The following is a 20784-nucleotide window of genomic DNA, read 5'->3' on the forward strand; positions in this document are numbered from 1 at the left end:
GGTGGGGGTGGAGGCTGCGGCTTTGGCGGCGAGGGCGTCGGTGAGGTCGGTGGTGCGGGTGGTCTTGGTGGTGTCGACGAGGGTGCTGCCGAGGATGGGGCCGAGGGTGGGGCGGTTGGTGAAGGTGAGTCCCTTCTCGGTCCAGGTGGTGGGGGTGTCGTGGAAGTCGAGGAGGACGGGGGATCCGTTGTCGGTGATGGCGGCGGTGGTGGTGAGGGTGGCGCCGGTGACGGTGCGGCCCTGGAGGGAGCTGAGGTCGAAGCGGAGGTAGCCGACGCGGGTGTAGCTCTGGTCGGTGGTGGTGGAGGCGCTGGTCTTGACGAGCATTCCGGTGATGGCGCCGTAGTTGGTGCCCGCTGATGCTCCGCCCTGGACGTAGGAGTCGGCGGTCGGGTAGAGACGGACCTTCGTCCTGTCGACCACCGTCACCGGAACGCTCGCCGAGCGGATGACGCCGCCCGATTCGACGAGCACGCCGATCACGGCGGTCCCCGCGGTGCGCCCGGTGACCGAACCCGACCGGTCGACGGAGGCGACGGCGGGATCGGAGGAGCCCCAGGTGAGCCTCACCGAGGACGCGGGGAGCGTCCGCCCGTCCGGCCCGGTACCCGTCGCCGAGGCCGCGGCCGTTGCGCCGGCCTGCACCTCGGACGCGGAGATCGCGGCCGTCGCGAACGAGAGGCTCTTGTCCGGCACGTGCACGTGCGCGTCCTCGGTGAAGCTGTAGATCCTGACCTCCCGCAGCGCCGTCCAGACGTCCTTCGTGCCGTCCCCGTGACCGACCAGGCGGACGAACCGGGTATCGGAGGGCATCGCCGCAGCGACGGAGGCCCATCCGCCGGTCCCGAGGTAGGACCCGGAGGTACGAGCGGTCCACGTCCGGCCGTCGGGGGAGCTGAGGAGATCGAACTTCGACAGTCGACTGGAGTTGGCGACCCAGGAGAGGTCGAGGCGCTCGACCGCCGTGGCGCGCGCGAGCTGCCACGTGATCGAGTTGTCGCCCCACGTGGACCAGTACGTTCCCTCGGTCCCGTCGAAAGTCACCTCCGGTGACCCCGCCGTCGTCCGGGAGGCGACCGCGCTCTCGATCCGGATCGGCCCCGGTGTGAGGAGGACGCGGTAGGTGGTCGGAGTCCTGCCGGGCTCTGTGATGGTGGTCGAGGCCCAGCCGGGAACGGCGGCGGGCGAGGTCGAGGTGACGACCGATCCGGCCGCGGCCTGCGCGGCGACCACCGGCACCGGGCCGGTCGGGTCGACTGCTGCTGTGTAGGCGACGTCGTCGCCCGCGAAGGACGGGAGGGGGGTGCCGCCCACCGTCACGCCGGTGGCCCGGCTCGTCCCGACCGCATCCAGTGACCACGATGACAGGCCGACGACCGGGGCTGCCGCTGCCACGGGGGCGTCGCCGTGGAGCGGGGAGAACTGCACGGCGATCTGGACGCTGTCGGTCCCGGAGGCCGCGATGGTCAGCTTCCTGTCGGCGAGGTTCGAGCTCTGACCGGCCGGTCGCGGTGAGGTGGCCAGGGGAGCGGCGTCCATGACGGAGAACCGGAAGGAGTCGTCGGTGACGATGCGGGCCAGCATCCTTTGGCCGTCGCGGTAGAGGGTGGCGCTGCGGCCGTCGTCCGAGACGTCGATCAGGGCCTCGGTGTTCATGGACCAGAGCGCCTCGACGGGGCCGGACCGCTCGAGCTCGTCCTGCACGAGGAACTGGTCGCGTCCGTCGAAGAGCTTCACGCCCCGCTGCCAGGTGGTGCCGCCCGGGAGAAGGGCGGACAGGTCGCTGACCGCCAGCGACGAGGAGGCGTTGGCGTCCGAGCGGATCATCGTCGACCGCCCGGTCGCGTAGGCGGTCGAGCTTCTGAAGGGGTCGACGAGGAGGGTGCTGTGCGCCTCCTGCCTGTTGCGGTAATAGGTCCACCTCGACTCGCCCTCGAAGTAGCCGGCGAGGCTGTAGTCGTCCCGTCCGAGGTCGGAGGACCACCTCTCGCCCAGAGCGTCGAGGATGAAGGAGCCGGAGTCCTGGTGCTGGTGCCCGCTCGTGGGGCTGCTGGCCGAGCGGAAGCCGACGGAGGTGCCGTCCGCGTCCCAGGACGATCTCATCGTGCTCACGCCGGCGGCTGCGGAGAAGGAGTCCCTCGACGCCCCGGGGCCGGCCGCGGCGGTCGTGGCGGCTTGGTACCAGATGAGCCGCTGCGCATCGCTGCCGGTCTGCTTGCCGCCGACGGAGAGGAAGTCGGCGTTGTCGAACTTCTTCGCCAGGTACAGCTGCGACGGCGGGTTGAGCTGCGTCGAGTCGCTGTCGCCGAAGTCGTACATCTCCTTCGACGCCCCGAGCATCTGCACGGGGAAGTAGCCCGTCGTGCTGACGCCGGGCGAGGCTGCCAGGCCCCAGTCCGTCCCGGTTGCGACATCGAGTGTGCTCAACGCAGAGGCGAGATACCGCGTCGCGTACTCCCAGTACGTCGGCCCCTCGGCGTACCCGCCGTCGGGCCCGAACTGCGCGAGGCCCCGGCGGAGACTGGGGGTCGCGTAGTCGAGGATCCGATCGGAGAGGCCCGCATTGTCCTGCGCCGTCGCGACTGCACCGGCGATCATCCCTCCGTTCGCCACGATGTTCCAGTTGTTGGTGACGACGGCCCAATTGCCGCCGTACGCGTAGGGGCCGGAGGTGTTCGCCGGCGCGGAGTAGACGGGCACGGACGGCTGGAGGCCGAGCCGTTGGATGGCGGAGCTCAGTGTGCTCCGCTGGGAGGGTGTCCAGCGGGCGTAGAGCCAGTCGTAGCCGATGGCCATCCCCTGCGTCATCTCGGCGGTGTCGAGGAAGTGATCCGGATTCCAATCGGCGAACTTCGATGCCGCGTCGAGATCGAGCCAGAGCCGGTCCGCGTACACGGGGGACCCGGTCACCAAATAGCTGATGCCCAGAGTCCGGGCGCGCTGGACGAGGGTCTGCGACGTCTCCAGGATGCGGATGCCGTCCGGAGAGCTCCGCTTCAGAACCGGTTCAGTGAGCATCCGGTCGGCCTCCGCGCGGACGCGGTTCCATACGGCGGTGACGGCGGGATCGGACGACACCGACGCTCGCAGATCGACGACCGACTGCTGGTCGAGCTCGAGCCTCGGGTGCGCCGTCGTGACGTCGGTGGCCGTGGGGCCGCTGCCCGCGGCGGCTGCGCTGCCGGCCGGTGACACCGCGCCGAGAACGGCCAGCAGAGCGATGACCGAGGATACCGCGAGCGCCTTGCCGAAGCGGAGGAACCGCCGGCGCGAGGAGGAGGACCGGTTCGGCCGTCGGTGAGAGCGGTCGTGCAGGGGAGTCGCTTCAGGGGCGTCGAGCATGATGGCGCGTCCTCCCGGGATTGCCGATGCGGTGCGCTTGCGACGGTATCCACGGTGAGGAGCGATCGGGCCGGACTGACGAAGCCTCGAGGCCGGTGACCCTCGAAAGGGTAGGAGGAGACGCGGATCGTCCGCTCCGGGGTGCGGGCTCAGCGCTTCCGAGTGCGGAGCAGGAAGACGATCTGGACGATGAGGACGGTGAGCTCGGTGACGACCTCGGCGGCCAGACCCCCGGGCGCGCCGAACGTCCGGGACAGCAGCCAGATGAGCACCGGCCCCGTCGCCGCTCCGACGAGCGCGCTGTTGCGCAGCGCCTTCAGGCGACGGAGAGCGACCAGGCCGAGACCGCCGGTAGCCCGCGACACGCAGGTGATGGCGATGACCCCTCCGCAGAGAGCGGTGATGGGGAGCGGGAGGGTGATCTCGCCGCTGAACAGGATCTGCGACGCGAAGCCCCCGAAGAAGGCGAAGCCGGTTCCGGCGACGAGCCCGAGGACGGCGTTGGCGCCGACGGCGCGCGCGATGCGGCGGAAGCGGTCGGTATCGGATCCGGGCGCCCCGACCCATGCCTGCAGCGCGTTGGGAAAGGCGGCGAGCAGCGCCAGCACCAGGCGCTGGAGCCGCTCCGCGGCGGAGAAGACGACGAGAGCTCCCGGCGAGGCCGCTCCGACGATCGCCACCGGCAGGGCGATGTAGGCCGCGCTGGCCAGTCGTCCCTGGAGGGCGACGTTCTGCGCGCGGACGGCACGGAGGATCCGGCGCGGGCCCAGAGAGCGCAGGAACCCGAGTCGGCTCCCTGCAGCGGACCAGCCGAGGACCGGAGGCACGATCGTACCGACGGCGAGTAGCAGCGGGTAGACCGCCAGCGGCGCTCCCGCGGCACTGATCAGGAGCACGGTGAGCCCGTTGGCGGCCAGTCTGGGCAGAGCGTCGAAAAGCAGGATGTTCCGCGGCTGGCCTGCGCCGATGAAGAACCACGCCGGCGACAGCGTGCTCAGTGCGATTGCGACGGCGATCCACGCGGCCGCGACCGGATCCGCCGGCGCGAGCAGGCCGGTGACGATCACCACGGGGACGACCAGCGGCAGGAAGACGAGGACTTTCGTCGCCGTGGCCAGAGCATAGGTCTGCGATCGAGCCCGCCGCCCCATCCGGGCGATCCGCTGGGGGCCGTTCAGGCCCCAGCCGAGTTCGACGACGACCGCTGCGGCGGACCCGATGGACTGGGCGACGGCGACGGACGCCCACGCCGTCGCTCCGAAGGAGCTGGTGATGGAGGGGATGACGATCAGCGGGCTCAGGGCGCTGATCAGAGGGATCAGGACGAAACCGAGGAGGCGAAGGATCGGCTTCGAGCGCCGCGGACCGTTCGGAGCGGCTCCCCGCATCTACTTCTCCACGAGACCGTGGAGACCCACGATCATCGCGGCGACGTGGGGTCGGCGGCGGGACAGCTCCGCGACCGAGGCGGCGACTCCGCGCGGATCGCGGGCGCTGAGGGCGCCCCGCAGCATCTGCGTGGCGACGAAGTCTCCGTAGGCGCGGGAGTCCAGGGCGTCGCCGTGGCGGGCGAGCCAGGCGGCACTCGCGCGCCAGTCCGCCGTCTTCGAGATCGAGGCGGCGGAACCCTGCTGGACGTGCACGAGAGCGAGGGGGACGTAGGTCATCCGCGCGTCGGCCGCAGCCCACCGCGCGACGAGGTCCCAGTCCTGGTGCTTCTTCATCGAGGGGTCCCACGGGTGCTCGTCCAGGAGGCGCCTGCTCGCGAGCAGGGAGCTCGTCTGGATGTACCCCGTGCCGTGCTTGAGGCTCGGACGGGCGACGAGATAGGACGCGACGGACTGACCCGCCGCGAGCTCGCGCGTCGGCAGCCGGCGCACGCCGTCGCCCGACTCGTGGAAGTAGGTGGCGGTGTAGCAGAGATCGGCCGAGGACTCGGAGAGCGCCTTCACCTGGTGAGCGAGCTTCTCCGGCTCCCACCAGTCGTCGTCGTCGAGGAACGCGACGTGCGAGGTCTCGGCCGCTCGGGCTCCGGTGCTGCGGGCGTTCGCCCCGCCGGTTCTGCCCGCCGTCACCAGGAGGACCTCGTCCTCGAGAAGACTCCGCACGTGGTGCTCGCGGGAGGGGTCGTCGAGGACGACGACCGTCCGGCCTCCAGCGCCCGTCTGTCCGCGCACCGACTGCAGAGCGCGGGCGAGCGCAGGCCTGCCGAGGGTCGGGACGACGGTGGTCACGTCGCGGGTGGTGAGGCTCATCGGGTCCCCGCTCCGCGGAGCGTGTTGCGGAGGATCAGTCCGGCCAGCGCGAACGGCTCCACGAAGTACCGGGTGCAGAGGCGCCGCGGATCGTGCAGGAACCTCCACGCCCACTCCAGGCCGACCGAGCCGAGCCAGCGCGGACTCAGCTCGACAGCGCCCGCGATGTAGTCGACGGCCCCGCCCACGGTGGCGATGTACGCGTCGGGAAGGTCGTCCCAGTGCTCGTCCAGGAATCGCTCCTGCTTCGGCATCCCGAGGCCGACGATGAGGAGGGTCGGCGCGTGGCTGCGGATCGCGTCGACCACCGACTCCTCGTCCTCCCGTGCGAAATACCCGGACGTCCCGGCCACGTCGTCGACGGCACGCGCCCTGCTCCAGGCGCTGACGGCCGCGGCGTTGATCTCCTCGGTGCCGCCGAGGATGAAGACCCGGCGGCCGGGCGAGCGCGTGTCGGACCAGAGCGCGTGGATCCAATCGGTCGACCCGATGCGCTCCTCGGTCGTGACCCGGCGCTTCAGGGAGGCCAGGGCCAGGACGGGCCACCCGTCGATCACCGCGATGTCGCTGCGCTCGTAGAACCTGCGGAACCAGGCGTGCTTGAGGTGGAGGTAGCTGCTGTGCAGATTGTGGTTGAGGATCAGCGTCGGCCCGGAGGGCTCGCTCGACACGAGGTCGGCGACTCGCGCAGCGGTCATCGGAGTGACCTTCACGGAGAGAAGGGGGACCTGGACGGCTGCCGGTCGTTCATGCACGGTGGGTGCTCTTTCTGATCAGTGCCTTCTGGACAGCGGTGTCGAGAGTGTCGGCTGTTGCTTCGGGGGAGAGAAGAGTGGTGAACCTCGCCTGGAGCGCTGCTCCCAGCTGCTCCTTGTCGGCGGTTCTGATCGCTGCGAGGACGCCGACGGGATCCGACCAGTCGGTGACCGGCAGGAAGGCTCCGGCCGCGAACTCCTCGATCGGCGGGGTCGGCGTCGCCGCCACGGCAGTCCCGAACACGGCCGCGTCCACGAGCTTCGCGGGGAGCTGGTAGAGCGCTGCCGGGCTGCGGATGTCCATGGGGAGGACGAGCACGTCCACGTCCGCGTAGATCTCGGACAGCGGTGTCGTTGGAGGCCGCATGACCCACTGCGCCGCCACATCGGAGGGCGGCGTCCATGACTGGGCGAAGGTGACGATGCCGACGTCCGGATCGGCCCGCAGCAGGGCGTTCAGAGTGTCCGCGCCCTTGTAGCTGCGGACGGTCCCGATGAAGCCCAGAGTCAGACGGCCGTCGGTGGAGGGCCCGCGCGGCCGATCTCGCGTCGTCGACACCCGGGTGTGGGGGATGACCGCGGACGCGTCACCGAGATCGAAGCGCTCGGCGTACACCCCGCGGAGTCCCGCGCTCGAGAAGGTGACGAGGCCGGCGTCGCGCGCGATCCTGGCCTGGCTCCGGCGGAGCCGGGACGGAGCCTTCCGGCGCAGCGGATTCGCCTTCGCCCGGTTGAGGAGGGACTCGGATCGGAAGGCCTCCATGATCGAGACGTCGTCGTCGTCGAAATCCGCGACCACGACGGTGTTCGGGATGCGGGAGAGGCGCCGAGCCAGACGCGGCAGGGGGTCCGTCCCCTTCGAGAACCAGACGATGGTCCTCCGCTCCGACGCTGACGCGCGGACGTCCCGCTCGATGCGCGCCAGATCCCTCCGACCGAAAGGAACGACCTCCGCAGGGAACTGTCTCGCTCCGGCCCAGAGCTCCCCGTCCTCGAAGGCGAGAACCCGCACGCGTCCGAGCTCAGCCGCGGTGAGCGCCATGCTCAGCGCACGGCCCAGGGAGTTCGTCTTCGTCGAATCGCCGATGACGAAGGTCTCGGTGTCGATGATCTCAGGCATGTGAGCTCCGATCGGCTGGTCTGGTGCGGTCTGGTCGGGCAAGGGGGAGCATGCTGTCACCGCGAGGAGCGGGGGAGGGTCCTCACGCGGGTGCGGTCCCCTCCGCGCTGAGGTCTCGGCGTCCCCCGCCGCGTCGGAGGCGGTTCCGCTTCGCGGGGCGGAGCCGGGCGGGCGAGCGCGATCAGGTCCGGCGGCAGCGTCAGCGAGATCACGAAGATGCTCACTGAGACGACCCACGTCATCAGGTCGAAGGAGAAGGCCATCGCGAGCATCACGGCGACCTGGGCCCGCCCGAGGCGGTCGGAGCCGATCCATGCGCCCCCCATGGCCAGCACCATGAGGGCGAGCCCGATGCCACCGCTGATCGCGAGCGTCCAGATGAAGTGGTTGTCGATGACCAGGAAGCCGTCCTGCTGCAGCAGGCCCTGCGCGAAGATGCTCAGCTCCGAGAAGAAGCCGCTGCCGATCGCTCCGGTGGGAGAGCCGCGGTGCAGGAGCTGATCCGCGCTCGCCCACCCTTCGAGGCGGTGGCCGAAGGAGTCCGAGGTGGCCGCCTGAGTTGCGACGGCCGAGAGCCCGAAGTCGCCGAGGAAGATCGCGACTCCCGCCCCGATGACGATCAGGACGTTCTTCACCCGCGTCCGGGTGTTGGGAGCGAAGAAGAGGTAGACGACGAAGCCGATGGCCGCTGCGACGAACGCACTGCGCGTCCCCGAGAGGACGAGGCCGGCGACCGCAGCAGCGAGCGAGACGAGCCGGACCGTTCGGGACAGCTTCGACCCGAGAGCGAGGATCAGGAAGAAGCCGAACATCACGATGAGCGAGAAGATGATCGGGTGGCCGGTCGTGCCCTGGATCCGGATCAGGCCGGGGAGGAACGGGTTGTACCGGATGACGGGAAGACCCGCCGTGGTGAGGTTGCGGTAGCCCCAGACCGGCTCGGGCAGGACGGTGAGCTCGGCGATGCCGACGGCGACCTGCACGAGGACGGTGAGCGCCGTCCAGCGCAGCAGCGGCACCAGGTCCTGCTCGCCGAGGCGGGATACGACTGGGAACAGCAGCAGCGGCACCGCGATGAGGGCGAGGACGGTCGCCGGGGAGCTCGAGGAGATCAGGAGGCTCACCCCGGTCGTCCACACGAACCAGGCGAGCAGGAGGAGCCGCGTGCGCTTCCTCGGCCGCGTCCGCTCGCCGAACGCCCAGGCCAGGATGAGGAACACCGCGGCGACGCCCGTCGAGGCGTAGCGGACGGCGTCCGGAGCGGAGGTGCTCGCGCCGAGGCCGAGGACGAAGATCGAGAGGCCGACGGCGTAGCCGCGGAGACCGACGGCGCGCCGCGGGAAGGTGACGACCAGGAACAGCAGAGCGAGGGCGGCGGCGACGATCAGCAAGCGGCACGCCCCGTCCCCCGGAGTCCGGCGGCGCGCCGATTCCGGTGACGGAGGCAGGGCGATCCGGCCGAGGCCACTGGTCCCCGGTTCCGCGCAGCGGCCGACCTCGAGTACGGTCCGGTCACGCTGTCCGCACCGCGTACTTCTCCTCGGTGGAGGCCTTTGCGGGGCGCCACCAGTCCTCGTTGGCGCGGTACCAGTCGATGGTGGCGGCGAGTCCGGCGTCGAAGTCGGTGTAGCGGGGGCGCCAGTCGAGTTCGGTGCGCAGGCGGGTGGAGTCGATGGCGTAGCGGAGGTCGTGTCCGGCGCGGTCGGTGACGTGGTCGAAGGCGTCCTCGGGTTGTCCGAAGGCGGTGAGGATGCGGGTGACGACGTCGAGGTTGCTCTTCTCGCCGTCGGCGCCGATGAGGTAGGTCTCGCCGATCTCGCCGCGGTCGATGATGGCCCAGACGCCGGTGTTGTGGTCGTCGACGTGGATCCAGTCGCGGACGTTGGCGCCGGTGCCGTAGAGCTTGGGGCGGATGCCGTCGATGGCGTTGGTGATCTGGCGGGGGATGAACTTCTCGACGTGCTGGTAGGGGCCGTAGTTGTTGGAGCAGTTGGAGATCGTGGCGCGCACGCCGAAGGAGCGCACCCAGGCGCGCACGAGGAGGTCGCTGGCGGCTTTGGTCGAGGAGTAGGGGCTGGAGGGGTTGTAGGGGGTGTGCTCGGTGAAGCGCGCGGGGTCCTCGAGCTCGAGGTCGCCGTACACCTCGTCCGTCGAGATGTGGTGGTACCGCACGTCGTGCCGGCGCACCGCCTGCAGGAGCGCGAAGGTGCCGATGACGTTCGTCGCGAGGAAGGGCGTCGGGTCGTGCAGGGAGTTGTCGTTGTGCGACTCCGCGGCGAAATGGACCACCAGATCCGCGTCGGCGACCAGCCGGTCCACCAGCTCGGCGTCGGCGACGTCGCCCTCGACCAGCCGCACTCGGTCGGCGACGGGGGCGAGGGAGTCGCGGCTGCCCGCGTAGGTGAGCTTGTCGAGCACGGTGATCCGCGCGTCGGGACGCTCGCGCAGGGTGAGGTGGACGAAGTTGCTGCCGATGAAGCCGGCACCGCCGGTGACGAGGATCCGCACGGGTTCTCCTGGAGGTAACGAAGGTCGGGGGAGGCCGGGCTCAGCGGCCCGCGTTCACGCCTTCGAGGCTGAGCAGGCGGTGGAGGTAGGCGCCGTATCCGCTCTTGACCAGCGGTGCGGCGAGCTCGGCGAGGCGGGCGTCGTCGATCCAGGAGTTGCGCCAGGCGATCTCCTCGATGCAGCCGATCTTGAACCCCTGCCTCTGCTCGATCACGCGCACGAACTCCGTCGCCTCGATCATGGAATCGAAGGTCCCGGTGTCGAGCCAGGCCGTTCCCCGGTCGAGCACCTGGACGTTCAGCCGCCCCGCCTCGAGGTAGCGCTCGTTGATCGTCGAGATCTCGAGCTCGCCGCGGGCCGAGGGCGTGATCGTCTTCGCGATCGCCACGACGTCGTTGTCGTAGAAGTAGAGGCCGGGCACGGCGTAGTTGCTCCGCGGCTGCTCGGGCTTCTCCTCGATGGAGACGGCTCGGAAGTGCTCGTCGAACTCGACGACTCCGTAGGCGCGCGGGTCGGCGACCTGGTAGGCGAAGATGACGGCGCCCTCGATCGTGGTGTTCGCCGCGAGGGCGGTGCCCAGGGCGGTGCCGTGGAAGATGTTGTCGCCCAGGACCAGGGCGACGGACTCGTCGCCGATGAACTCCTCGCCGATCAGGAACGCCTGCGCGAGCCCGTCGGGGGAGGGCTGCACGGCGTACTCGATCCGCATGCCCAGGCTCGACCCGTCGCCCAGCAGTGCGCGGAACTGGTCGTTGTACTCGGGGGTCGTGATCACGAGGACCTCGTCGATCCCGGCCATCATCAGCGTCGACAGCGGGTAGTAGATCATCGGCTTGTCGTAGATCGGCATCAGCTGCTTCGAGATGCCCTTGGTGATCGGCCACAACCGCGACCCCGAACCACCCGCGAGGACGATGCCCCTCATCGGAGCAGCCCCGGGTGAGGAGCGGCGGCGGGGGTCCGCTGCACCGCCGAGGGGAGCGTGAAGATCTGCGGGGAGAGGGTCACGGAGCCGACTCTATCGGCGGCGCCTCGGTGCCTCCGCATGCCGGTGCAGCGGGCGCGGAACCCGTGGCGGGGACTGACGGTCGAGCGACCGCTGCCGACGCGATCCGACTCCGTGAGCGGCGCGCACGCCGCCTCCGCGTCCGTATCGCGCCTCCCACTCGGAAGCCGCCGGGCACGGGGATAACTTCTCCGACGTCCGCGGCTCCGCCTGCCGCGACGGAGAGAGGTACCGCCCTGTGCACGAGGTCATCGACCAGCGGGACTCCGCGCTCCTTACGTCTCCCGGTCCCTGCCGCCGATTCCCCCTGACGGGGGGAGTCCGCCCGTGCTGACCATCGGGATCGTCGCCCTCGATGCCTGGCACGTGGCTCCGCTCGAGCGCGCCTGGCGCCGCCAGGGACACCGCGTGGTCGTGGTGACCGGTGACCCGGAGGGGTTCAGCGGGGCGGAGCTCCGCACCAGCGTGCTCGCCCGCTTCCTCGAGCCCGCCGGCCGGAGGGGCGCCGGGTCCGTCGGGCTCGCCGTCGTCACGCGCCGGGCCCGCCGACTGCTCGCCCCGGAGCGGCCCGATGTCGTGGTGGCTCTCCCGGGGACGGCCGTGGAGCTCGCCGGGCTCGCTCCGACGACCGTCCTCCTGGCCGACGACCTCCCGGCGCTCCTGCGCCTCCGGTTCGAGGAGGAGCGCCACGGTGCTGTCGTCGTCACCCCGACGGAGCGGCTCGCGTCCGCCCTCGCGGGAACGGTCGTGCCCCTGGGCCTGCCGGACGCGTCGTTCCCGACACCGTCCGCCCCCGACGGGCCCCTCCGCTTCGCCGCCGTGGGAGCCTCCGGTCTCGACCGGGGCGCCGAGCGGCTCGATCTCCTCGCCCGGCTGGACGGCACCGAGTACGTCACCGTGATCGACGACGGCGGCGGGATCGCCGACGACCTCGCATCGGGGCTGCGCTCCGTCGGCGAGCAGGACCGCGACGGCGTCGTCGAGGTGCTCCGCCACTCCCACGCGTACGCCCATCTGACGCCGTCGACGACCGGCGCGGCCGCCGGACTCGACGCGCTGGCGAGCGGGCTGCCGGTCCTCGCGATCGAGTCGAGCGTCCTGGCCGATCTCTGCGCGGCGGGGGCGGGCGTGGTCCTCTCCGACGACGCGACGCGCGAGGAGTACGAGGACGCCCTCCACCGGCTCCGACGCGAGTGGACGGCTCTCTCCCGGGGGGCCGCCGAGCTCGCGCGGGAGCGCCCGTGGTCCGTCGCGGCCGAGGAGATCCTCGCCCTCGCGGAGGGACGCGTCCGTGTCGCCTGAACCGGTCCCGGCTGTCGGCGCCTCCGCCGACGCGATGCTGCCGAACGCCGTCGCCCTGCGCCTGGCCGCCGTGCTGGTGCAGTACACCCTGCGGACGCACGGCGTCCGCAGCCTCGTGGTGAAGGGCGAGGGTCTGCACCGCCAGGGGATTCGCGCGCCGATGACTTCGGCCGACGTCGACCTCTGGGGCGACCCCGAGCGCTTCGACGAGGCTCTCAAGCTGCTCGCCTCGATGGGCTGGCGCCGCCGCGCCGAGGCTCTCAGCTGGACCCTCTTCGTCGACCACTCGATCACGCTCGTCCACCCCTCGTGGCCGTGCGACGTCGACGTCCACCGCTCCTTCCCGGGTGCCTTCGAGGAGGAGCGGATCGTCTTCGACCGCCTCTGGGCGGCCGCCGAGGATCTGCCGCTGAGCGACGAGACCCTGCGGATCCCCGGGCGCGCGCACCACCTCGTGCTGCACGCCCTGCACCAGCTGCGCAGCGCGCGCTCCGCCTCGGCGACCACGGCGCTGACGGTTCTGAAGGCGCACGGCGCCGGCCTTCCGAGCGAGGAGCGCGAGGCGATCCGCGACGCGGCCGTCGAGCTCGGCGCGCAGACGCCGATGACGGAGCTCCTCACCTCCTGGGGAGTCCCCGCCGAGCCCGAGGAGCGCTACCGGCAGGCCCAGACTCTCTGGGACGTGCGCCGAAGCTCCGACCGGCACACCTTCAACTGGCTGCACGCCGTGGCGTCCGCTCCCTGGCGCCTGAAGGGAGGCCTGCTGCTGAGAGCCGCCTTCCCCACCCGCGCGGATCTCGAGGCGAGCCATCCCGAGGCGACGACGGTCCGGCGTCGGCTCCGGCTCCGGGGGGAGCGGACCCTGCGGGCGCTCCGAGGCCTCCCCTCCGCCCTCACCGGTTTCGCCCGGGTGGCGCTGAGCGGCCGCAGCGAGGAGCAGGGCCCGGCGTCCTCGTTCGAGGCGATCGCGGTGGCCACGGCGCCGGTGAGCGACCTCCCGGCCTCGTCCGACCCCGCGGCGAGCGCCGTGCATCCGGTGGAGGCCTCCGCCGAGGCGCAGGGTGGCAGCGCGCCGCCGGCGCAGCGCTTCGCCGTCGAGCGCACGGACCGTCAGGTCTACGTGCTCGACCTGTCCCGCCCGTCGGTGCCCCCGATCGTGCTCTCGCTGAGCGCCGCCTCGGTCTTCGAGGCCGCGATCCGGCAGCGCCGGCCCCGGGACGAGGTCGTCGACCTCCTCGCCGATCACTACGACGTCGACCCCGGGACGATGGGCCGCGACGTCGACGCCGTCCTGGCCGAACTCGACGTCCGCTTCCCGGGCGCGGTTCCCGACGGGGCACTCTCATGAGGGCCGCCCGTTCCCGATCCCTGCGGATCCTGCACGTCCTCGACTCCTTCGAGGACGGGGGCGCGCAGCGTGTGGCCCTCTCCCTGGGTGCGTGGAGCCGCGAGCACGGCTGCGAGACCGCCTACTGGGGGCGTCCCGGGCCGCTCAGCGACCGCGCCGCGCAGGAGTCGCCCGTCTTCGTGGTGCCGAGACCCGGACAGGGCTTCGCGGCCGATCTGCGCGAGATCGCACTCGCCGTCCGCCGGTTCCGCCCGCACGTCCTGCACGCCCACCAGCGCCGCGAGGCTCTGCTGGCCCTCCTCGTCGGCGCCGCGCTCGGTGTCCCCGTGGTCGAGCACGCGCACACCGAGCTGCCCGGGATCGACCGTCGAGCGCTCTCCTTCCGCTCCCGGCGGGTGTTCGCCGTCTCCGCCTCCGTGGGGCGGATGGTCGTCGAGGGCTACGGCCGCCCGCAGGAGCGCGTCGTGGTCACCGGCAACGCCCCGGCGAACGTCACCGCGGAGCCCGCGCTCGCGCCGGAACTCGCCGAGCCGGTCGTCCGCGTCCTCGGCATCGGGCGGCTCGCGGAGCAGAAGGACCCGATCCGCTTCCTCGCGGCAGTCGAGGCCCTCGCCCGGGTCCGGCCCGTCACCGGCACCTGGCTCGGCGACGGTCCGATGCTGCCGGTGCTGCGCGAGCGAGCCCGGGGGGCCGGAGTGGTCGACTTCGCCGGTCCGTCGGCGGACGTGACCGGAGCGCTGGACGCGGCGCACCTCCTCCTGTCGACCTCGCGGTGGGAGGGGACTTCGCTCGTGATGCTGGAAGCGATGGCACGCCGTCGCCCGGTCGTGGCGACCGACGTCGGCGGTGTGGGTGAGTTGCTCGCCGACGGTCGGGGCCTCCTGCTCCCCGCCGACGCCGACGGGGAGCGGATCGCCGAGCTCGTCGCCGCCGCTCTGGAGCGACCCGAGGGGCTCCTGATGCAGGCCGACCGCGCGAAGGCGTGGGTGGACGAGGCCGCCTCGCCCGACGCCGTCTTCGGACCCGTCGTCGCCGCCTACCGCGAGCTCGGGGGCCGACGGTGAGCGGGGGCGTGCACTCGGTGACCGTCGTGGCTCCCTGCTACAACGCGATCGCCCGGCTCGACGGCTTCCTCGCGCGGCTCGCACTCACTCTCGGACCGGGGACGCGGGTCGTCCTCGTCGACGACGCGTCCTCGGACGGCACGGCGGAGGTGCTCGAGAAGTGGGCCGAGGGACGCGAGGACGCCCGGGTCCTGCTCCTCGAGCAGAACGGCGGCGTCGCTGCCGCCCGGAACCGCGCCCTCGACGGCATCGACTCCGAGTTCGTCTGGTTCGTGGACGTCGACGACGAGTGGGACACGGAGATCCTCCGGACCCTCACCGCCGAGGCCGAGCGGACGGCGGCCGACGTCGTCGTCTGCCGGGCGCTCTACCGCACCCGGCAGTCGACCTCCGGACGCGTGATCGACGGTCTCGACCGACGCGAACTGGTCTCGTCCGAACTCGCTCTCGAGCGGATGGCGTCCGGGCGCCTGCACGGCTTCCTCTGGAACAAGCTCTTCCGCCGCGCCGTCCTGCAGGAGGAGCTCTTCCCGCGCTTGAGCTCCCAGTCCGACTTCGTCGGCGTGCTGCGGGCGGTCCAGGCGTCGGAACGGGTGCTCTTCGTGCCGGAGATCCTCTACTCCTACGTCTACACGGCGTCCTCGATCACCCGTCGGCGCGACCCGGACCTCCGGAACCTCCTGGTCTGCGCCGAGGAGATGCGCGCGGCGCTCGCCCGAACGTTCGAGGATGTGCCGCGCCCGCTGTCGGACTGGTTCACGACCTGGTTCTACGCCGTCCCCGTCGCGCTCACCCCGATCCGCCAGAACTCCGACGCGGCGCTCGTCGAGACCGGCGTCCGGCTCGGGTCCGAGGCGCTGCGCGACGTCCGCGTGCTCCGCTCCGCGCGGTCGCCGCGGCTGCTCGTCCTGGGGCTGGTGCTCAAGCACGTCCCCGCCGCCTTCACGGCGCTCAGCCGGATCCTCTACGCCGTGCACGACACCCGCCGCCGGCTCTCCGATCGGAGGAGCACCCGGTGGACGACGTGACCGTCCCCGTGCAGGCGGCCGCGACCGGCCCCTTCCGCACACCAGCTCCGTTCCCTCCCTCCCGCACCGACCCCCGAGGAGCACCGGCATGACCTCCTACATCACCGGCCGCATCGAGCGGATGCCGGCCAGCATCACCACGCTCGACGAGGCGGCGGAGGCCGTGCTCGAGCTGTCCCGGAGCGGCCGCGACGAGCTGGTCGTCACGCCGAACACCGACCACTTCGTGCGCTGGAAGCACTCCGGCGAGTTCCGGCGGTACTACGGCCGGGCGTCCCTCGTGGTGCTCGACGGGGCGCCTCTGGTCTGGCTGGCCCGCTCGTACGGCCACCGCACGGCGAGCCGCGTGACGGGCATCGACCTCTTCACCGAGGTCTGCCGCCGCGCGGCGCTCGAGGGTGCGCCGGTCGCTCTCATCGGCGGACGCCCCGGAGTCGGCGATCGCGCAGCCGCCGAGCTGCAGCAGCGCTTCGCCGGGCTCCAGGTTCCGGTCGTCGTCTCGCCGGAGCCGGCCGAGCTCGCGGACGACGCCTACCTCGCCCGCCTCTCCTCGACTCTGCGCACGGCCAACGTCCGCATCGTCGCGCTCTGCCTCGGCTCCCCCAAGCAGGAGGAGGTTCGCGAGCGCCTGCTCGTCGTCGGCGGCACGGGAGCGGTGTGCCTCGGCGTCGGCGCCGCCGTGGACTTCCTCGCCGGCGAGATCCCGCGGGCGCCGCTCGTGGTGCAGCGCCTCGGCCTCGAGTGGGCGCACCGGCTCAGCCGGGAGCCCGGCAGGCTCTGGCGGCGCTATCTGGGCGACGCCGTGCGGGTGCTGCCGAGCGTGGTCGCGGCCCTCCGCTACCGGGTGCGCCGTGCCGTCCGCTGAGCACGCGGGCGGCGTCGCCGGCGAGAGGCCGCTGGTCCTGGTCTGGAAGCGCGCGTGGCTGCAGGACTCCGAGACGTTCGTCCGCAATCAGATGCACGGACTCGAGCGCTGGCGCGCCCTCGGAGTGGGCCTCGAGCGCACCGGCTCGGGCGTCCTCCACGACCGCACGGACATCGTCCTGCACGATCCGATCACCCCTCGCGGGCGGCGGTCCCTCCTCCTGCGATGGCTCGGAGTGTCACGACGGCTCGACGCGATCGTCGATGAGCACCGGCCCGCCCTCATCCATGCACACTTCCTCATCGACGCCGTCTCCATCGCCCGGTACGCACGGAGGAGGCGCCTTCCGCTCGTCGTGACGGGGCACGGCTACGACGTGACCAGCTGGCCGCTCGCGACCGGAGCTCCGCGCCTGCTCCGACCCCTCGCCCGAGCTCACCGCGCCCTCGAGGCCCGCACCGTCTTCCGTACCGCGCACGCGGTGATCGGCGTGTCCCGCTTCATCACCGACGGGCTCCTGCGCCTGGGGGCGGACCCGCGGCGCACCGGAGTGGGCTACATCGGCGTCCCGACCTCCCGCCCCGAGGCCGCACCGGCTGCGGAGCGCGCGGGAATCGTCTTCGTCGGACGCCTCACCGACAAGAAGGGCGTTCCGGATCTGCTCGAGGCGTTCGCCGCCCTCCCCGGACCGATCCGGGACGTCCCCCTGACCGTCGTCGGCGACGGCCACCTGCGGGAGGCGCTCGTCGAGCAGGCGGCGCGGCTGGGCCTGCAGGTGACCTTCACCGGCTCCCTGCCCCCCGCCGAGGTCGCCCGCATCCTCGCCGGCGCCGCGGTCTTCTGCGCACCGTCGCGGACCGCGGCGACAGGCGACTCCGAGGGCTTCGGCATGGTCTTCCTCGAGGCCGCGCTCGCAGGCGTCCCCGTCGTCTCGTACCGCCACGGCGGCGTCCCGGAGGCGGTCCAGGACGGCGTCACCGGGCTGCTCGTCCCGGAGGGGGACGTGCCCGGCCTGACCGGGGCGCTCGCCGCCCTGCTCCGGGACCCGGACCGCGCGACGCGGATGGGCGCGGCCGGGCGGGAGCGCGTGCTCGCCTCGTTCGACCTCGCCGAGCGGATCCGCGACCTAGAGGACCTCTACGACCGGACGGCCGGGCGGTCAGCGTCGACGACGGACGGAGATCGCGGATGAGCCGCGCCGAGCACCGCGCCGACGATCCGCGACCTGGCCTCCGTCCGGCCTCCGCCGGGCGGGAAAGGTGAGCCTGCGCCGGAGCACCGTCGACGCGACCGCCTGGACGGCGGTCTCGTTCGCCGTCGCGCTCGTCGTGCAGCTCGGGCAGTTCGCGCTCCTGGCGAGACTGCTGGACCCCTCCGAGATGGGGATCATCGCGATCGTCGCCCTGCTCAACGCGTTCGTCGACATCTTCCTCGGCATGGGGGTCGCCCAGGCGATCATCCAGCGCCGGCGGGCGACCAGCTTCGAGCTCTCGTCGGTCTTCTGGCTCAACCTCTCCGTCGGGCTCCTGGTCACCGTCGCCGTCCTCCTGGGTGCCGCACCGATCGCCTCCCTGCTCGGGTCCGCCGCCGCGGCGCCGGTCCTCACCGTCGCCTCGCTCGTGTTCGTGGGCAGCGCAGCCGGGCAGGTGCCGAGAGCGGTGCTCGAGAAGGGGATCCGGTTCCGAGCGGTCGCCGTGTCCGAGACGATCGCTCTCGTCGGCGGCTTCGCCGTGACGGTCTGCCTCGCGGTCTCGGGCGCGGGGGCGCTCTCCTACGCGTGGGGGCTCGTCGCGACCGCGGCTCTGCGCTCCGTGCTCGCCCTCGTGCAGGCCCGCCGCTGGTTCCGGCTGCGGTTCCGGTTCCGGATCCGCGAGACCGCCCGCTTCCTCTCCTTCGGCGTCTTCCAGACCCTCGACGGCATCGTCAACTACCTGGGCTCGAACGCCGGCTCGCTCGCGATCGGCCGCCTGCTCGGACCGGCCCAGCTGGGCGGGTACACCCTGGGATACAACCTCGCCGTGAACCTCCCCGCGAGGGTCAACCCGATCGTGACGCGGGTGATGTTCCCGGTGTTCTCCTCGATCCAGCACGACCGCGAGCGCGTCGCGCGGAACCACCTCCGCGTCACCGCGGTGCTCAGCATGGCGAGCATCCCGCCGCTGATGCTGGTGGCGCTGCGCTCCGAGGAGATCGTGCGGCTGTTCTACGGACCCGGCTGGGGCTGGATCGCGGGCATGACGAGCGCGCTGACGGTGGTGGGCGCGGTGCGGGCCATCGGCAACCCGGTCGGCTTCATCCTGATGGCGATGGACCGGGTGCGGTTCGGGCTGGTCGTGAACATCGCGAAGACCGCGATCACGATCCCGATGATCGTCGGCGGGGGAGTGCTGTTCGGACTCGACGGCTTGATCGGCGGGCTGCTGCTCTCGAGCGCTCTCGGCTTCGCCGTCACCTGCGCCGTGCTGCGGGTGGTGCTCGGAGTGCGCCTCGGCGCGTTCCTGCGCGCGTGCGCCGCGGGGCCGCTGCTCGCCGCACCGATGGCGATCGTGCTGCTCCTGCTCCGCCTGCTCCCCGAGGGCGCGCCCCTGCGGTTGCTCCCGGTGGAGCTGGCGCTCGCGGGCCTCGTGCTGGGAGCGACCGCCCTCCTGGCGCCGGGGCGCGACATCGCCGAGGCGCGATCGCTCGTCCTGTCGCGACTGCCCGCCCGGCTCCGGCTCGGCTCCGCCGCCCCGGTCGAGGTCGCCGTGGTGCTGGCCGCCGAGGAGCGCTTCGACGGCAGCGGGGGAGCCGTGGCGACCTGGGTCCGCGAGACGGTGTCCCGGTCCTCGCTCCGGATCGCCGTGCACGCGCCGTGGTCGTCGGCGTCACCGGGCGTGGACGTCCGGCCGCACCGCCTGTACCGGCGGATCTACGCGGTCCAGCGGCGCGCGGCACTCCTCCTGGCGCGTCGGCGCGACAGCGACCCGGGCGCCGAGCTGCGTCGGCTGTCCTTCGGTGGCCGCTTCTGGCTGCTGGTGCTCGCTCCGTCGCTGCGCCGTGTCCCGACGGTCTGGATCCACAACCGCCCCCGCTACGCCGTGCGCCTGCGCCGCCTGGGTTACCGGGGGCGGATCGTCGCACACCTGCACAACGACCTGCTCGATCACCTGCCGCCCGATCCCGCCGCGGCCCGGCGCTACCTCGACGCGGTCGACGAGTGGATCTTCTGCAGCGAGTTCCTGCGCGCCCGAGCGGTCGACCGGTACGGCCTGATCGCCACAGCCGTCCTGTACAACGGGGTCGTCCCTCCGCCCGAGGTCCCGCCGGCGCCGCTCGGCGGTACTGCGGAGGCGGTCTTCGCCGGGAGGCTGGTGGCCGAGAAGGGAGCCCGCGAGGCCGTCGAGATCGTGAGGCGGATGCGGAGCGAGCACGGCGCCGATCTGCGGCTGGTCATCGCCGGCGCATCGGGCCTCGGGGACGACGCGACGCCCACCCCGTACGTCCGAGCGCTCGACGAGGCAGTCGCCACCCTGCCCGGCGTCGTGCGCCGGCTCCCGTTCCTCCGGCACGAGGACCTGCTGGAGCTGTTCGGCTCCTCGGCGCTCCTGCTCTACCCCTGCCGCTGGGACGAGCCGTTCGGGATGGTGGTGGTGGAGGCGCTCTCGCGGGGGATCCCCGTCGTGACGGTCGAGCGCGGAGGCCTCCCCGAGATCCTGCGCACCTCCGACGGAGTGGTCGACGGATCCGTCCTCGTCCCGCCGGGCACGGAGGAGGAGGTCGCGGACGCCGTCCTCGCGGAGCTCCCCGCCCTCATCGCCTCGCTGCGCGATCCCCGGCGACGCGCGGAGGTCGCTGCGGCGTCGCGGCGCCGAGCGGCGGACTTCGGCTGGCCGGGCATCGCCCGCCGCGCGGACGAGCTGCTGGCACACCCCCGCGACTGAGGCGGGGCCGCCGCGCGCACGCGGATCGACGTTCCGCGCCAAGCCCGTCGAGGCTCGTGCCGCGCGATTAGTGTCGGCGCGACATGCCACCTGCATCCCCTCTCCCGCCCGCGTCCGCCGACGCCACCGCCTCTCCCGTGCTGCTCGATCCGCCTCCCGCCCCGGACCGGCGCCCGCGGACGACCCTCCCGCCGCGAGAGGTCGGCCCGTCGTCCCGGAATCGGCGCGCCGCTCCTCCGCTCCGCCAGACGGAGGCCGCCACCGGCACCTC

Annotated in this window: 15 protein-coding genes; 7 read left to right on the plus strand and 8 right to left on the minus strand. The window is 72.2% G+C overall.

Annotated features, from left to right (window positions below; genetic code table 11):
* The 8 genes from C5C69_RS04595 to rfbA form a co-directional block, all read right to left on the minus strand.
* The coding region (locus C5C69_RS04595) for a heparinase II/III family protein (RefSeq protein WP_104257406.1) at nt 1–3342 on the minus strand (3342 nt) is incomplete at its 3' end.
* Between the two features lie 149 nt (nt 3343–3491).
* Entirely contained in the window at nt 3492–4730 is a 1239-nt protein-coding gene (locus C5C69_RS16885; protein ID WP_104257407.1) for a hypothetical protein, read from the minus strand.
* Nucleotides 4731–5597, minus strand: coding sequence for a glycosyltransferase family 2 protein (locus tag C5C69_RS04605; protein WP_104257408.1), 867 nt, complete (start codon nt 5595–5597; stop codon nt 4731–4733). It abuts the gene before it with no gap.
* Entirely contained in the window at nt 5594–6295 is a 702-nt protein-coding gene (locus C5C69_RS04610) for a WecB/TagA/CpsF family glycosyltransferase (RefSeq protein WP_146083591.1), read from the minus strand. The genes C5C69_RS04605 and C5C69_RS04610 overlap by 4 nt, the downstream gene beginning before the upstream one ends.
* Nucleotides 6296–6344: 49 nt before the next feature.
* Nucleotides 6345–7472 carry a hypothetical protein gene (locus C5C69_RS04615; protein WP_104232718.1) on the minus strand — a complete coding sequence of 376 codons (1128 nt, stop codon included), beginning with the start codon at nt 7470–7472 and terminating at the stop codon, nt 6345–6347.
* Nucleotides 7473–7528: 56 nt separating this feature from the next.
* Nucleotides 7529–8863, minus strand: a complete 1335-nt coding sequence (locus C5C69_RS04620) for an O-antigen ligase (protein ID WP_104257410.1) — start codon at nt 8861–8863, stop codon at nt 7529–7531.
* A gap of 121 nt (nt 8864–8984) precedes the next feature.
* On the minus strand, nt 8985–9980 hold the full coding sequence (gene rfbB / locus C5C69_RS04625) for a dTDP-glucose 4,6-dehydratase (RefSeq protein ID WP_104257411.1): 996 nt from the start codon (nt 9978–9980) through the stop codon (nt 8985–8987).
* Nucleotides 9981–10020: 40 nt separating this feature from the next.
* Nucleotides 10021–10905 (minus strand): glucose-1-phosphate thymidylyltransferase RfbA, encoded by an 885-nt coding sequence (rfbA, locus tag C5C69_RS04630; protein WP_104223010.1) that lies wholly within the window; start codon nt 10903–10905, stop codon nt 10021–10023.
* Between the two features lie 408 nt (nt 10906–11313).
* Between rfbA and C5C69_RS04635 the strand changes: the two genes are divergently transcribed.
* The 7 genes from C5C69_RS04635 (at nt 11314) to C5C69_RS04665 (ending at nt 20513) form a co-directional block, all read left to right on the plus strand.
* A complete protein-coding gene (locus tag C5C69_RS04635; protein ID WP_104257412.1) occupies nt 11314–12288 on the plus strand; it encodes a hypothetical protein in 975 nt (324 codons plus the stop codon).
* Nucleotides 12278–13636, plus strand: a complete 1359-nt coding sequence (locus C5C69_RS04640; RefSeq protein WP_104257413.1) for a PqqD family peptide modification chaperone — start codon at nt 12278–12280, stop codon at nt 13634–13636. Before C5C69_RS04635 ends, C5C69_RS04640 begins: the two co-directional genes overlap by 11 nt.
* Nucleotides 13633–14700 (plus strand): glycosyltransferase family 4 protein, encoded by a 1068-nt coding sequence (locus C5C69_RS04645; protein WP_104257414.1) that lies wholly within the window; start codon nt 13633–13635, stop codon nt 14698–14700. The genes C5C69_RS04640 and C5C69_RS04645 overlap by 4 nt, the downstream gene beginning before the upstream one ends.
* 8 nt (nt 14701–14708) lie before the next feature.
* Nucleotides 14709–15728, plus strand: coding sequence for a glycosyltransferase family 2 protein (locus C5C69_RS04650; protein WP_181067729.1), 1020 nt, complete (start codon nt 14709–14711; stop codon nt 15726–15728).
* 88 nt (nt 15729–15816) lie between these two features.
* Complete coding sequence (locus C5C69_RS04655; protein WP_181067727.1) at nt 15817–16593, plus strand: WecB/TagA/CpsF family glycosyltransferase; 777 nt, start codon at nt 15817–15819, stop codon at nt 16591–16593.
* Nucleotides 16580–17785: a glycosyltransferase gene (locus tag C5C69_RS04660; protein ID WP_104232707.1), complete on the plus strand. Its 1206-nt coding sequence runs from the start codon at nt 16580–16582 to the stop codon at nt 17783–17785. Before C5C69_RS04655 ends, C5C69_RS04660 begins: the two co-directional genes overlap by 14 nt.
* Before the next feature lie 67 nt (nt 17786–17852).
* A complete protein-coding gene (locus C5C69_RS04665) occupies nt 17853–20513 on the plus strand; it encodes an MOP flippase family protein (protein WP_104232706.1) in 2661 nt (886 codons plus the stop codon).
* The last annotated feature ends 271 nt before the right edge of the window (nt 20514–20784 follow it).

The sequence above is a fragment of the Rathayibacter sp. AY1C7 genome, assembly GCF_002931865.1.
GTDB lineage: Bacteria > Actinomycetota > Actinomycetes > Actinomycetales > Microbacteriaceae > Rathayibacter.